The organism is Kitasatospora sp. GAS1066B, assembly GCF_041262605.1.
GTDB lineage: Bacteria > Actinomycetota > Actinomycetes > Streptomycetales > Streptomycetaceae > Kitasatospora.
The window spans coordinates 113,550-126,461 of record NZ_JBGCCO010000014.1; the positions used below are offsets into that span (position 1 = coordinate 113,550).

The window sequence follows — 12,912 nt, forward strand, 5'->3', positions numbered from 1 at the left end:
AGCCCCGGTCAGACCTGCGGTTCGCCTTCCGCCGCGCAGCTCTCGACCGCCAACTCGCAGAGCGCCGCCCGGTCCTGGCAGCCGGTCTTGCTGATCAGGTTCGCCATGTGCTTCTCCACCGTGCGCGGCGAGATGGACAGCTCCCGGGCGATCTGCTGGTTGCCCGGTCCCTCGACCAGCAGTGTGAACACCTCGTACTCGCGCAACGTGACGCCCACGGCGCGCAGCGCGGGCGGAATGCGGTCCCGGCCGCCGCGGTGCTGCGCCACGCTGACCCCCGCCTGCCGCAGCAGGGTCCGGCAGGCGCGCGCCACGGCCGGCACGTCGAGGGCGTGGAAGTACTCCTCGGCCGTCCGCAGCCACGCCACCGGGTCACCCCAGCCGTCGCGCACGGCGGCCTCCGCCACCAGCCGCAGGCCCAGGTGCCGGGCCATCGGAAAGAGCGCGGCGCATCGCTGGGCCGCGGCGACGGCCTGCTCGGCCTCCTCGCCCCGCCCGTCCCGGCCGAGCAGCACGGCCCGGGCGAGCAGCAGGAACTGGCCGTTCCAGGTGAGCGGAGCGGCCGGGCCCGCCTCGACCTCCTGGTACCGGTCCCAGCCCGCCTCGCCGGCCAGTACCTCCAGCAGCGGGTGCAGGCCGTGCTGCCCGGCCAGGTAGTAGACGTTGGGGTTGCGCCGCTCCCAGTCCCGGGCCGCCGCCAACTCGGCCGTGGCCAGCGGCCGGTCCTCCTCCAGCAACGCGCAGATCGCCCGGCACAGCCCGAGCAGCACCGGCATCAGGAAGAAGTCCTCACCGCCGATCTGGCTGAACGCCAGCAACTCGCGTTCCATCTCCCGACGACGGCCCTGGTGCGCCGCGAGCGTGGCGGCGGTCAGCAGCAGGTAGCGGTGGGTGGCGAGGTTGCCCAGACGCGCGGTGGCGCCCAGGCAGCGGTCGATGATCTCCCGCGCCGCCTGCGGCTCGCCCCGCAGCACCGCGTTCATCGCCAGCGCGCCCTCGGCGCTCTGCGTCACGCGCACCGAACCGAGCTGGAGCGAGGCCTGGCGGGCCTGGTCGAGCCGGTGCGGCTCGCCGGTCCGCATGCATTCGTTCATGCCCAGGCGCAGGAGCGCTTCCACCCGCCAGCTGCCCAGACCGTGGGTCTCGGCGACCTCCAGCATCCGGATCAGGTAGCTGTCGGCGTGGTCGAAGCCCTGCTCGCGTGCCAGCAGGGCGAGCAACTGCCAGGCCTGGCAAGCCACCACGGGCAGCGGCACCCGCTGCGCCACCTGCGCCGCCTGCCGGGCCAGCCGCTCGGCGTCGGCCTGCCGGGCCTGCGGGTCGCCCGGCCCGGGGAGCAGGGCCAGATGCGACTCGACCGCGGCCAGCGGGGCACGTTGCTCGGGTGCGGCGCCGTCGTCGAGCAGCGCCCGGGCCGCCGCCACCTGGGCGGCCGCCTCCTGCGGGCGCTCGGCCGTCACCGCACACCAGGCCAGCCGCGTGTGCAGGGCGAGCCGGCGGCCGACGCCCAGGGACGCGGCCCCGGCCGGCGGCAGCGCGGTCACCAGGGTGAGTGCCTGGCGGAGCTGGCCGGCCTCGGCCAGGGCGTCGATCAGCGACTCCGTCACGGCCGTCCGGTCCGGCACGGCCGCGAGCTGCTGCGCGCGCTCCAGCAGGGCCACGGCCGAGCCGGACGCACCGGCCGCCAGGGCCCGGCGTCCGGCCTCGGCGTAGTGGACGGCCGCACCGCCCGGATCGTCGGCCGCCAGGCGCAGATCGGCGGCCAGTTGGCAGTGGTCGTCGCGCAGTTCGGGGTCGGCCCGCTCCAGCTCGGTGGCGGCGTGCCGGGCGAGCGCCGCCCGTTCCAGCGGCGGCACGGTGGCCAGCAGCGCCTCGGCGGTGAGCGCGTGGCGGAACGCGTACCAGCCGGGGGCGGCAGGGTCGGGCACGATGAAGTCGGCCTCGCCGGCACTGCGCAGGCCGGCGAACATGCTCCGGTCGTCGTGGCCGGTGATGAGCTGCACGGTGTCGACGCAGAACCGGGGACCCAGGCAGGCCCCGATCAGCAGCAGTTCGCGCACCTGCGCGCCGAGCAGCCCGAGCCGGTGGTCGTAGGACTGCACGATCGTGGCCGGCACGCTCGGCCCGAGCTCGCCGACCACCTGCCAGCCGTGCTCGCCGTGCCGCAGCGTGCCGGAGCCCACCAGGTCGCCGAGCAACTCCTCGGCCAGGTACGGGTTGCCGTCCCCGTCGGCGACCAGCCGGTCCACCACGGCGTCCGGGACGCCCGCGGCCGCCGTCTCCAGGCAGCCGGCGGCCAGCGCCCTGACCTCGTCGGCGACCAGCGGCAGCAGCTCGGCGACGGTGGCCCCGCGCCGTCGCTCGGCCGCCCGTACCAGGTCGCGGCCGGGCCCCGGTTCGGGCCGCAGCGTGGCCAGCAGCAGCACCGGCACCTCGGCGACGTTGTCGACCAGGTACTCCAGGACGGCGGTGGTCTCCGGGTCGGCGTCGTGCAGGTCCTCCAGCACCAGGACACAGCCGCCGGCCCGGCCGACCAGGGCCAGCAGCCGCAGCAGCGCCTCGGCCAGTTCGACCACGCACCCGTGCCCGTCCGGGCCTTCGGCGGTCCGCCACTCCGGCACCAGCCGGGCGAGCGCGGGCCGGTAGGGCTCCAACTCCGGGTCGGCGGGCGGCCTGCCGAGCCGGAACCGGGAGGCCAGCGCCTCGCGGAGCGGGCGGAACGGGGTGCCCGTCCCGCCCGCTCCGGCCCGCCCGCGCAGCACCGGCATGCCGAGCGCGCCGGCTTGCTGCGCGCATTCCCCCGCCAGCCGGGATTTGCCGATCCCCGGCTCGCCGAGCAGGAACACCGCACGGCCCTGACGTGCGCGAACGTCGGTCAACGCGGAGTCGAGCATGGCGAGTTCACCAGCACGGCCGACGGTGATCGGAGAGGTGGTCCGCATGTCCGCAGGCTATCCGACGGCCTTGGCAGCCGCTGGTGACCGATCACACCGCACTGTGGGCTGGCTTACGGGGAGGTGTAGGTGTCGGTGTCGGTGCTGACACTGCCGGCGTGGCCGAGGCCGGGCGCGGCCGGCGCACCGGACAGCAGCGCCGCGCGCCGACCGAGAGCGCCGCCGCCGCCCAACGCGATCTCACCGGAGGGGTGTTCGCCGTGGCCGCCCTGACGCGCCCTCGGGTCCTTCCACGAGCGGACGAGTTCTTCCCTGTGCATGGGCTCTCGGTCTCCTTGAGTCGGTTGATCCGGGGTGATCCATCTGGGTTGGTTCCGGTTCATCTCGGTGGTCATGGCCGCGCTCCGGACGGCCGATTGGCAGCCGGCGGCCGCAGCAGCAGCGCCGACGGTACGTGGTCGGCGAAGCCGAGGCGCAGCAGGCCGTGCCCGATGCCGGCCAGGCCGGTGAGCAGTCCCGGGTGGGGCACCGCGCCGGGGGTGCCGCAGCGCGGGCCGTCCTGCTCGAGGGCGGCCAGCAGCCTGCCCGCCCGCCTGGCCAGCGCGGCCTCGGCGACCGCGGCGGCCTCGGGGGAGGGGGTGGCGACGTGGAGCAGTTCGAGAACGGCGAGTTCGCCGTGGCACAGGCTGTGGTCGGCCGGCGGGTCGCTCGCCGTGATGCCGCGCAGCGCCCGGTCCAGCACCGGCGCCAGCTGCGGGTCGGCGGCCGCGAGCGGGCTGTCGGCAACGGCCAGCGCCAGGCCGGCCAGCCCGTGGCACCAGGACAGATCATCGCTCCCCGGCTCGGATTGCGGCTCCTCGGCCCGCGGTGCCACCGCTGACCGCGACGCCGCTGACCGCAACGCCGCCAAGCCGGCGTCCGCGAAGCGCGGGCCGCCGCCGGCCGCGGTGAACGCGAGCAACGCCCACCCGATGCCCGCCGACCCGAAGGCGAACCCGGTCCGGGCCGGCAGCGGGCGCTCGACCAGCCGGTCCGCGCAGGCCTGCGCCGCCTGCCAGGCCGCGGCCGACCCGGTGGCCCGGTGCACGGCGAGCAGCGCGGCCAGGCCACCGGCCTTGCCGGTGAACACTCCTGACTCCGGATCAGCTCCGACGGCCGTGCTGATCAGCTGGACCGCGGGTTCGACCCAGGCGCCGATCCCGTCGTCGTCCAGCGCAGTGGCCACCTGGGCCAGGGCGTACGCGATCCCGCCCAACCCGGCGAACCCGCCGGTGCCGACGTAGCCGAGCTGGTCGGGGTGTTCGGCCAGCGCCGCCAGCAGACCGGGCACCGGGCGCAGCGCCTGCCGGGCTGGCTCCGCGTAGCGTGCCGAGCCCGTGATCCGGCTCAACTGCGCGAGGAACAGGGCGATTCCGCCGTACCCGTCGGCGAGATCGGCGCCCAGCGGCCCCAGGCGCCAGTAGCGCTGATCGAGCAGTTCCAGGCCCAGCCAGTTGGTCCGGTGCTCGTCCTGGTGGGCCAGCGCGACCAGTTGGTCGCCGATCCGGCAGGCGGCGGTGAGCAGTCGATCGGGGTCCGGTGCGCCGCAGGTCGGCCCGGAACGTACGCGTGCGGTGGACCGTCTGCCGATCGAGTCGCCGAGCCCCGTGGACCGCGCGGCCATCGTCGCCAGGATGATCCACTCCTGGCCGCGCCGGTCCGCCTCGTCTGCCTTGTCTGCCTTGTCCGTCTCTTCCGCCGCGTCCATCGCGTCGATCTTGTCGATTGCCCGGCGCAGGCCGGGAGTGCCGAGCACCCCGGCCAGCCGGTCGCCCCGGCCGTTCCACAGGTCCGCCGTCCCCGGCCGGCTGGTGAACAGCGGGATGTCGCCGTCCCAGAGTTGGGCGATCTCGTCCTCGGCGACCCGGGTCAGCAGGGCGTTGCCGATCGACTCCGCGCGGATCAGCTCCAGCAGCCGGTCCCGCTCGGCCGCGTCACGCAGCACGTCGGGGTGGCTCGACTCCTCCAGCAGCCGCGCGTAGCCGTTCGAGGAGCGCAGCACCACCCGCACCTCGTCCTCGGCGAAGCGGTGCAGCAGGCCCAACGGGCCGGTGAGTTCGTCCCGATGGGCGGCGATCGTACGGTAGCCCGTGCGGAACCCGGCGAGCAGCGGTTCGGTGAACGCGGCCGGGTCCGCCTCCCGCCCATCGAGGACCGGCCGGTTCCGCGCGCCGGCGAACACCCGGGGCCGGCGGACCAGCCGCATCTCGTCGGTACCCGCCGCCGCGAACTCGACCCCCGCGAAGGGCAGCGCCGTGTCCTTGTCGGCGCCGAGCCCGGACATGTCCCACGCGGTCTCGTCGCCCAGCCGCAGTTGGGGCAGCAGCCCGGTCCGGTACACCGAGGACGCCAACACGCGCGCGGCCGGGTCCGCGACCGGCACGACGGGGGGAACCGGATGGAACAGGGTCTCCAGGTCGACCAGGACCGGATCGTCGGCGCAGGCGATCAGGTTCTCGTGGTGGACGTCGGTGGCATCCAGGGCGTGCAGCAGCGCGAGCAGCACGCCCTGGCGGAAGTAGAAGCGTTCGACCTGCCGCGGCGCGGTGCAGGGCCGCTGCTCGACGAACTCCACCCACCCGTACCCGGGCCGCTCCAGCAGCGCCAGGGTCCGCAGCTCCCGCCGCCCGAGGCGGGCGTCGAGCCACCGCGCCACCTCGTTGAAATGCCCGTGCGCGGCGAGCGATCGCGGCTTGTACACCACCCGGGCGCCGGAGGCGAAGCGCAGCACCGAGACGCTCCGCCCCTGCCGGTGGCCGTCGCCCACCCCGCTCTCCACCTCGACCAGCGGTCCCGGGTCGCGGCCCGCCAGCAGCCCGTCGACGATCAGCGCCCGGTCGTCGCCGAACCGGCCGAGCAGCTCGGCCGTCGCCGCGCCGGCCCGCAGCGAGGCCTGCGCCAACAACCGTGCGAGCACGACGTATTCGCTGAAGAGACGGGAGAGCCCGGGCCGCCCGCAGGCCTGCCGGACGAAGTCGTCGAATCGATCTGATGATGTGTCACCGACGAGACCCCCGGCCACCCTGGCGACGTTGAGCTCCAGAACCAGCGTGCGGGCGGCAACCTGAGCCAGCCGCCGCGCGAGCCGATCGACGAACCCGCCGCGCACCGCCGGGAGATCCACCCCGCCGATCTCGGCCACCTCGACCGCCAACCGGTCGGCGGCCAACTCGGCCAGCGGCGCCAGGATCACGGCGAATCCGGCCGTCCCCGGCAACTCGGCAACGCGTCGCCCAGCCGTCGGCGGGGCCGCCTCGATGGCCTGCTCGACGAACGCGGCCCAGTCGGGAGGCTGCGCGGACCGTGGCTGACCTGGGGTCAAACCCCCTGTCCACCACGTGTTTTCGTCGATCCTCGAGGGAATCGACGCGCGTGTCCCGATCACGGACAGAGCCTGTCAGTGTGAGGAGGCGGTGCGCAAGAGTAGGAGGACGACGGCATTCCGCTGAAGGGTGTGCTGCAGGTTTGGTCGGGGCACAGGTCGGGGGATGGATCCGCAGCAGAAATTCACCGAGATCGGGAGGCACAGTGGCGCTGAAGGCGGTTACCGACACGAGTTTCGATGAGGATGTCCTCACGAGCGACAAGCCGGTCCTGGTCGACTTCTGGGCAGAGTGGTGCGGCCCGTGCAGGCAGATCGCCCCGAGCCTGGAGGCCATCGCGGCGGAGCACGGCGACCAGATCGAGATCGTCAAGCTCAACATCGACCAGAACCCGGCGACTGCCGCGAAGTACGGGATCATGTCCATCCCGACAATGACCGTCTTCCTGGGCGGGGAGGCCGTCAAGACCATCGTCGGTGCCAAGCCGAAGGCGGCCATCGAGCGGGACCTGGCTGAATTCATCCAGGTCTGACAGAGAGGGGATCGATGGTCGGCCACTCCGGGTCCGGCGCCGGTCCGACCGCGCTGAGCAGGGGCGGCCCGGGGGCGCCGGCCGTTCCGGCCATCCGGCGGGGTCTCTGCTGACGTCCCATCATGCACTGTGGTTGAGTTGGTCCGAGAACTACGGTGGAGGGTGTGGGGTGGAGCAGTTCGAGGTTGCCTCCTGGATGAGGCCGACCCAGCAGGACCGGATACCGGCGGTCGATCTGCAGACCGACCGGGCGCACCCGGCGCGCGTGTACGACTACATGCTGGGTGGGAAGACCAACTTCGCCGTCGACCGCGAGGCCGGTGACCGGATCATCGCGGAGTGGCCCAACTCCCGCGCCGCCGCCTGCGCGGCCCGCGCCGTCATGCACCGGATGACCCGCCGGCTGGCCGAGGTGCACGGCATCCGCCAGTTCCTCGACGTCGGGACCGGCATCCCCACCGCGCCAAACCTGCACGAGATCGCCCAGCGCGTCGCCCCGGCCGCCCGGGTCGTCTACGTGGACAACGACCCGATCGTGCTCGCCCACGCGCGCGCCCTGCTCACCAGCACACCCGAGGGCCGCACCGCGTACATCGACTGCGACCTGCGCGACCCCGAGAAGCTGCTCGTCGAGCCGGCGCTGCTCGACACCCTGGACCTGAGCCAGCCGGTGGCGCTGACGCTGATCAACATCGTGCACTTCCTCTCCGACGAGGCCGTCCTCCCGCTGGTCGCCCACCTGCTGGACGTGCTCCCGGCCGGCAGCTTCCTCGCCCTGACCGCCGGCACCGCCGACTCCGCGCCCGAACAGGCCGAGATCGCCTCCCGGCGCTACCGCGAGGCGGGCATCGAGAACCACCTGCGCCCCCGCGCCGGGATCGAGCGGTTCTTCGCCGGCCTGGAACTGGACGACCCCGGCGTGGTGCTGATCAACCGTTGGCACCCGGAGCTGGACGACGGGCCGGTACTGGCGGACCACGAGGTGATGGCCTACGCGGGCCTGGCGCGCAAGCCGTAAGCCGCGCCCGCCGTATACGCAACGATCATTGCGAGCCACTGCGGCCGACCACCCGCAAGTCGCCTGCCCCGCACCGGCATACGTGGTGGTCACGACCTGCGGGGGCGCCGGTCCGGGGCCGGCTGTGGACCGGGGGCGGCCACGGCGGTGCGCGTCCAGTTGATCCGCCGCGCGGTGTGCGGCCGGCTGAGCAGGATGCCGTGGATCCGGGGAAGGACTCCTGCCGCGGTCCACCGGTACAGTCGGCGCCAGCAGGTCTGTCCGGAGCCGAAGCCGAGTTCCAGCGGTAAATGCTGCCAGGCGATGCCCGTGCACAGGACGAACAGGATCCCCTGCAGGCACCGCCGGTCGTCCACCGGCCTGGGGCCGGGCCCCCGCCCGGGCCAGGAAGGCAGGAGCGGTTCAATCGCGGCCCAGGTCTCGTCGTCGACCAACCAGGGCGCGGTGCCGGCATGGCTTTTCCCGCTGTCCAGTGTTCCGCTCGATAAATCGATCATTCCTCTGTTCCTTGGGATGACTGTGTGCCGGGAGTGGCTTGAGCCTGGGGATCTCGATCTGGGGCAGCGTTCGCCTCGCCCGTGGGTGGTGGTTCCTCACCCGTTACGGGCAGCAACCAGGCGCACTGGCAAGGGCGCTGGCCTCCCTAACCCTGTTGTCCACTCCTCAGGGCCCAGGTAGTCTCCCGACGAACGGCTTGCAGGAGGTCACAACACGGGGACTGCGGTCCGCAGTTGTCGAAATGGCGGACCTCGCCTGTATCGAGACGTGGTTCAACGATCGACTGCCACTGCGCCAACGGCCAGGCCTTTGCGTCAGCATGCAAAGGGTCTGAGGCCGACTCGCCAGCACATTGACCCGGGGGGATGCCAGGTTGATACGGATCGGTCTGTCGACGGATGACCTGGAGCGGTTGCGGGTCGCCGACGCGCCTGACTTCGGGTACGAGCTCGCGCTGGGCGGGGCTCAACTGGCCGACCGGACCGCCGACCGGCGGCTGGCGGCGTGGCGGCTGGAGGTTGCCCGAGGCTGGAACCCCAACCACAGCAGACTGTTCGACCTGTACACGAGTCTCTACATTCCGGCGTTCTTCGATCAGGTCGCCCACGCGACACCGTCAGGGATCGACCCTGAGTCCCCACCGGCCACCGCTCATCTGCGGGACCTGGCCCGATCCGGCGCCTTGACTCCGTTCACGCGTGCCCTAGCCGACGGACATTCGGGCGCGGTGAGCGCGCTGAACCGCATGCTCACCAGCTTCCGCGTCACGGGCCTGGACCCCTACCGTCGACGAATCACCTCGGTCGTCGCCACCGCATCAGCCAGGGCAGAAGTCCGTGCGGCGATCGGCGGTATCGACGACATGCTGAGCTCGTTGCATCCGTCGATCCGCTGGGACGGTCGGCGACTGCTCCTGAACACCCTCGTCGACGCGGAAGAGTCCCTCGAACGGCGTCCCTTGATCTTCCAGCCCACGGCGTTGGCCAGCCGCATCATGTTCGACCCGCTGGCCGACTCGGTGACGGTCATCTATCCCACGACCGCCGCCGCCATCACACGCGACCCCGAACTCCAGGCTCCGGCCCAGGCCTTGGTGTCGCTCCTGGGGGCAACAAGGGCGGCGGCAGTGGTCGCCGTGGTCAGGACGCCGGCCCTGACCACCGGGCGGCTCGCGGCGATCCTCGGAGTATCGGCTGCAGCCGCCTCCCGACACGCCACCGTCCTACGCGAGTCCGGCCTCATCGCCACCGTCCGCAACGGCCAGACGGTCCACCACGCCCCGACCCGACTCGGCACGGACCTGGTGTACGGAGCAGCCATCGACAACCGGTCCGAGCGCGGCGCAGCGGGCCGGTCAGCGCCATGGCCGGCGCCGGCAGAGCGGTGACGACCGTGGTGGTGGGTCAGAGAGAGCCGCCACCGTTGGCGACGGCGGCGTTCTTGAGGACAGCCGCGATGCCCTGCTTGACCTGGTTCAGCTTGTCGAGGTCGGCTTGGATCGCCTGCTCCTCGTAGGCGGACTCGACTGTGAACCAGGTTCCGACGATGTTGGCCTGCTGCCGGCAGGAGGCGTCTGCGGTGGCGGTCGCGATCTCCTCGGCGGACGCCGTGGCCGTGCCCTTCCACCGCTTGTCGCCCATGGCGTCGGTCGGCGTCGGATAGGTGAAACCCTTGATCTTCATACAGGCCGACCACTGGTGGAAGGCGGCCTGCAGCGTGTCGTCCGCCATCGACCGCCGGTAGTTGTCGAAGTTGATGCTGATTGCCAGCGGGTCGTCGGTCACCGCCCCGCCGTTCGCGGTGAGTTTGGCGTCGACCTCACCGAGGCAGCCGCCCTTGGGGATGGGCAGGCCGCGGTAGCTGGTGATCGGCTCGGTACCGGCCGGGCCGGTACCGGCCAGCACCGTGAGCTCCGCGGGGCGCAGCTGGGGTGGCGGGGTGGGCTTGGCCTCGGCAGGCTTCGGCGGCCGGTAGCCGTTCGCCGGGTCGACCACGTCGTACCGGTGCGTCGCCTGACCACCCGGTCCGGACGACTGCGACAGCGGCGGCGGCGTGTACGTCAGGCCGTAGCGCTGCATGCACTGCACGGTCAGCCGGCCCCGGGCTTCGGTCACCTGCTCGGTCTGGTCGGCCGTGAACAGGTACTGCTCGATCGGCATGGATTTGTCGACGGTGCTGTCGAGCACGGGGATCGCCCCGACGGCCGGACGGGGTAACGGCGTTGAGCCGGCCGCCGGGGAGCCGGTCGGAGCCCCGGCCGGCACGGGCCTGGCCGACGTCGCGGCGGACTGCGAGCAGCCGGTGGCCAGCACGCCGACGGCCGCGAGCAGCCCGGCAGCCTGCAGGTACGGAATGGAACGGGCGCGAGCCATGCGCGGGGACTCCCTTTGCGGTGACGGCCTGCGGGGGACGAGGGCGGGTGCCCGACCGCGCGACGAGGCGTGGCCGGGCACCCGCAGCGTCACGGCCTTACGAGAAGCACTGCGACGCGTCGTGGTTGTAGACCCCGGAGCCGTAGAGGGTCTGCCCCGTGGTGGGCCCGATGGTCAGGTTCGGGCCGTTGTAGTTGCAGTTGTACAAGGCGAAGATCGTGACGGTCCGATAGCTCTCGTTGTAGACATAGCCGATGTTGTTGTACACCTGCTGGCCGTCGCCGTCGCAGTTGCCACCGGAGCAGCCCTCGAAGTACCAGGCCGCCCCGTAGTTGTCGTTGCCGCCGTCCCCGTTGAAGCCACCGGATTCGTTGGAGTGGTAGAAGAGGCAGGCGTCGGTGCCCCACACACATCCGCCCGGGCTCGCCGCGGCCGGCGACGCCCCGACCCCGAGGGCCACGGCACTGAGCGCGGCGACGCCGGCGGCGACGGCGGTGATCTTCTTGCGCATGAACACAGGAATTCCCTTTCCCTCAATGGAGGATTTCTCGCTCGGCAGTCGGCAGAGCGTGCAAGGAATCGCGCCAGGAATTTCAGTGCGACGATTCCGATGAGCGCTCGATGATTGCGGCGCCGGCTACGGGAAGGAGTCTGTGTCACGCCTCAGCCTCCGTCAATACTGTCCGAGGAGGGCAGGAGCATGCCGACATGTCCCTTTTGTTGGCCAGGAAAAGCCGACAGAACGTGACATTCGGTACTGGCGAGCCGCCAGCCGTTGCGTTTTTGTTATTAGAATCGGGTGATGATCGTGTTATGGCTTCGGTGAAATTCTCCCGAGTTCCGACCGGCCCGGATGTCACACTCTGGATCGTGTGCTGCGGAATTGCGCACTGATTGTGTTACGGCATTCCTTGATCGGATTCCCGGGGCCCGTGGGCGGCGGCCCCGCGTGGGGTCGACGTCGGGATCGCACCGACGGCGGTGACTGCGGTGGCGGAGGCCACGGCAAGTTTCCTTCCAGCGTCGACCCCGCGTGACCGTGAGGACGCAACAGGCCCTGGTCACTGGCCTCCACCGGTGCTGGTCACGGGAGGCACTGGCCCGGCGCCCACTGCCGGACGAGCCGGTGCGGGCAAGGAGTTCGGGCGGCGTACGGACCAGCGGTATTCAGTTGACGCCCAACACGCTTGCCGTACACGGGGCCTGACAGAAGCTTCGCCATGCCGCAACCGCACATGGGTACGCAATTCCCGGCTGCCTGGCGAAGCTCACATCAGCCACTGGACAGACGGCGAGCTCAGTCCTCGGTCCAGCCGTGGTCCTTGCCGAACCGCAGCAGGCCGGCGCGGATCTGCAGGATCTGGGCCCCGGTCAGGGTCGGCGCCGCGGTCAGCAGGACCTCGGTGATCTCCTGGGTGTACTCCTCCGCGCTCAGTACGTCGCAGAGCGAGTCGTCGGTGGGTGCTCGCCGGACCGCGCCGATCGCGGCGGCCGCCGGGGGAGTGGTCGGTGGGGTGGCGCCCTCGGGGAGGCGGACGAAGGAGGCCTTCGGTCCGCGGTCACCGTCCTCGATCTCGAACTCGACCACCAGGCCCGGGCGGATGTACGGCTCGGGGATCTGGAGGTCGTTCACGTGCAGGAAGACGTCCTCTCCCCCCTGCGCCGGCGCGATGAAGCCGTAACCCCGAGTAGCGTCGAACCGCACCACACGACCGGTGACCACACCAACCCCCAGACACATCGGGCCCCTTGCCCGAAACAGCTGAGCAGAGAATAGCGTCGCGGGGTCCGATCGGGCGAGTGTGCGGCAGGTCAACCACGGCTCCGGGCCGGTCCGGGAACGCACGGTGATGGCGTCAGCTCATATGAAGATGGCTGGATTTAGCGTCAGCTGCCATGTGTGCGACGCCTTACCGTGAGCGGACAACTGGTCAACACCGGAATGGAGTTGAGTGACATGCCGAAGCTCACCGCAACCCGCATGGACGCGCTGGTCACGGCCTGGCTCAGCGGTGCCGAGGGCGCCGACGGCCTGGCCAACCCGGCCGGCCCGCTCTACGTCGGCGGCGCCGTCGCCGAGGCCGCGCTCGCCGAGTCCTACGAGGGCATCCTCACCCACTGCAGCAGCTGTAGTGCCTCGCTGCACAGCTACTGCTGCTGATCCGCAGCACTGATCCGCAGCACTGATCCGCACCACGCGTGACCCGGGCGGCGGCCGTGCTCCGGCCGGGCCGCC

The 12,912-nt window shown here is 71.8% G+C and carries 11 protein-coding genes; 4 read left to right on the forward strand and 7 right to left on the reverse strand.

The annotated features are described in order from the left end of the window. Positions 1 to 8 precede the first annotated feature (8 nt). The 3 genes from ABH937_RS17810 to ABH937_RS17820 all read right to left on the reverse strand — a co-directional run bounded on the left by ABH937_RS17810 (position 9) and on the right by ABH937_RS17820 (position 6,255). Positions 9 to 2,942 (reverse strand): AAA family ATPase, encoded by a 2,934-nt coding sequence (locus ABH937_RS17810; protein ID WP_370218765.1) that lies wholly within the window; start codon positions 2,940 to 2,942, stop codon positions 9 to 11. A 65-nt stretch (positions 2,943 to 3,007) separates the two neighbouring features. Further along, entirely contained in the window at positions 3,008 to 3,214 is a 207-nt protein-coding gene (locus tag ABH937_RS17815) for a hypothetical protein (RefSeq protein WP_280690187.1), read from the reverse strand. A 71-nt stretch (positions 3,215 to 3,285) separates the two neighbouring features. Beyond that, positions 3,286 to 6,255 carry a type 2 lanthipeptide synthetase LanM family protein gene (locus tag ABH937_RS17820; RefSeq protein WP_370218766.1) on the reverse strand — a complete coding sequence of 990 codons (2,970 nt, stop codon included), beginning with the start codon at positions 6,253 to 6,255 and terminating at the stop codon, positions 3,286 to 3,288. Positions 6,256 to 6,461: 206 nt separating this feature from the next. Between ABH937_RS17820 and trxA the strand changes: the two genes are divergently transcribed. After that, on the forward strand, positions 6,462 to 6,788 hold the full coding sequence (gene trxA / locus ABH937_RS17825; protein WP_370218767.1) for a thioredoxin: 327 nt from the start codon (positions 6,462 to 6,464) through the stop codon (positions 6,786 to 6,788). 196 nt (positions 6,789 to 6,984) lie between these two features. Continuing rightward, on the forward strand, positions 6,985 to 7,806 hold the full coding sequence (locus ABH937_RS17830) for an SAM-dependent methyltransferase (RefSeq protein WP_370218768.1): 822 nt from the start codon (positions 6,985 to 6,987) through the stop codon (positions 7,804 to 7,806). Between the two features lie 89 nt (positions 7,807 to 7,895). Here the strand turns inward: ABH937_RS17830 and ABH937_RS17835 are convergent, their stop codons facing one another. Beyond that, on the reverse strand, positions 7,896 to 8,303 hold the full coding sequence (locus ABH937_RS17835; RefSeq protein WP_370218769.1) for a transposase: 408 nt from the start codon (positions 8,301 to 8,303) through the stop codon (positions 7,896 to 7,898). A 413-nt stretch (positions 8,304 to 8,716) separates the two neighbouring features. Here ABH937_RS17835 and ABH937_RS17840 point away from each other — a divergent pair, with 413 nt between their 5' ends. Continuing rightward, a complete protein-coding gene (locus tag ABH937_RS17840) occupies positions 8,717 to 9,691 on the forward strand; it encodes a winged helix-turn-helix domain-containing protein (protein ID WP_370218770.1) in 975 nt (324 codons plus the stop codon). 16 nt (positions 9,692 to 9,707) lie between these two features. Here ABH937_RS17840 and ABH937_RS17845 read toward each other — a convergent pair whose 3' ends face one another. The 3 genes from ABH937_RS17845 to ABH937_RS17855 form a co-directional block, all read right to left on the reverse strand. Next, complete coding sequence (locus tag ABH937_RS17845) at positions 9,708 to 10,676, reverse strand: hypothetical protein (RefSeq protein WP_370218771.1); 969 nt, start codon at positions 10,674 to 10,676, stop codon at positions 9,708 to 9,710. A 97-nt stretch (positions 10,677 to 10,773) separates the two neighbouring features. Further along, positions 10,774 to 11,187, reverse strand: coding sequence for a hypothetical protein (locus ABH937_RS17850; RefSeq protein ID WP_280690180.1), 414 nt, complete (start codon positions 11,185 to 11,187; stop codon positions 10,774 to 10,776). Positions 11,188 to 11,973: 786 nt separating this feature from the next. After that, a complete protein-coding gene (locus tag ABH937_RS17855) occupies positions 11,974 to 12,399 on the reverse strand; it encodes a cold shock domain-containing protein (RefSeq protein ID WP_280690179.1) in 426 nt (141 codons plus the stop codon). A 234-nt stretch (positions 12,400 to 12,633) separates the two neighbouring features. Between ABH937_RS17855 and ABH937_RS17860 the strand changes: the two genes are divergently transcribed. Continuing rightward, positions 12,634 to 12,837 (forward strand): DUF6229 family protein, encoded by a 204-nt coding sequence (locus ABH937_RS17860; protein ID WP_280690178.1) that lies wholly within the window; start codon positions 12,634 to 12,636, stop codon positions 12,835 to 12,837. Positions 12,838 to 12,912 lie beyond the last annotated feature (75 nt).

Bases quoted from the DNA above. Each gene is read 5' to 3' on its own strand.
- ABH937_RS17845 (WP_370218771.1), bottom strand. From the start codon at position 10,676: ATGGCTCGCGCCCGTTCCATTCCGTACCTGCAGGCTGCCGGGCTGCTC.
- ABH937_RS17860 (WP_280690178.1), top strand. From the start codon at position 12,634: ATGCCGAAGCTCACCGCAACCCGCATGGACGCGCTGGTCACGGCCTGG.
- ABH937_RS17850 (WP_280690180.1), bottom strand. From the start codon at position 11,187: ATGCGCAAGAAGATCACCGCCGTCGCCGCCGGCGTCGCCGCGCTCAGT.
- ABH937_RS17810 (WP_370218765.1), bottom strand. From the start codon at position 2,942: ATGCGGACCACCTCTCCGATCACCGTCGGCCGTGCTGGTGAACTCGCC.
- ABH937_RS17815 (WP_280690187.1), bottom strand. From the start codon at position 3,214: ATGCACAGGGAAGAACTCGTCCGCTCGTGGAAGGACCCGAGGGCGCGT.
- ABH937_RS17835 (WP_370218769.1), bottom strand. From the start codon at position 8,303: ATGATCGATTTATCGAGCGGAACACTGGACAGCGGGAAAAGCCATGCC.
- ABH937_RS17830 (WP_370218768.1), top strand. From the start codon at position 6,985: ATGAGGCCGACCCAGCAGGACCGGATACCGGCGGTCGATCTGCAGACC.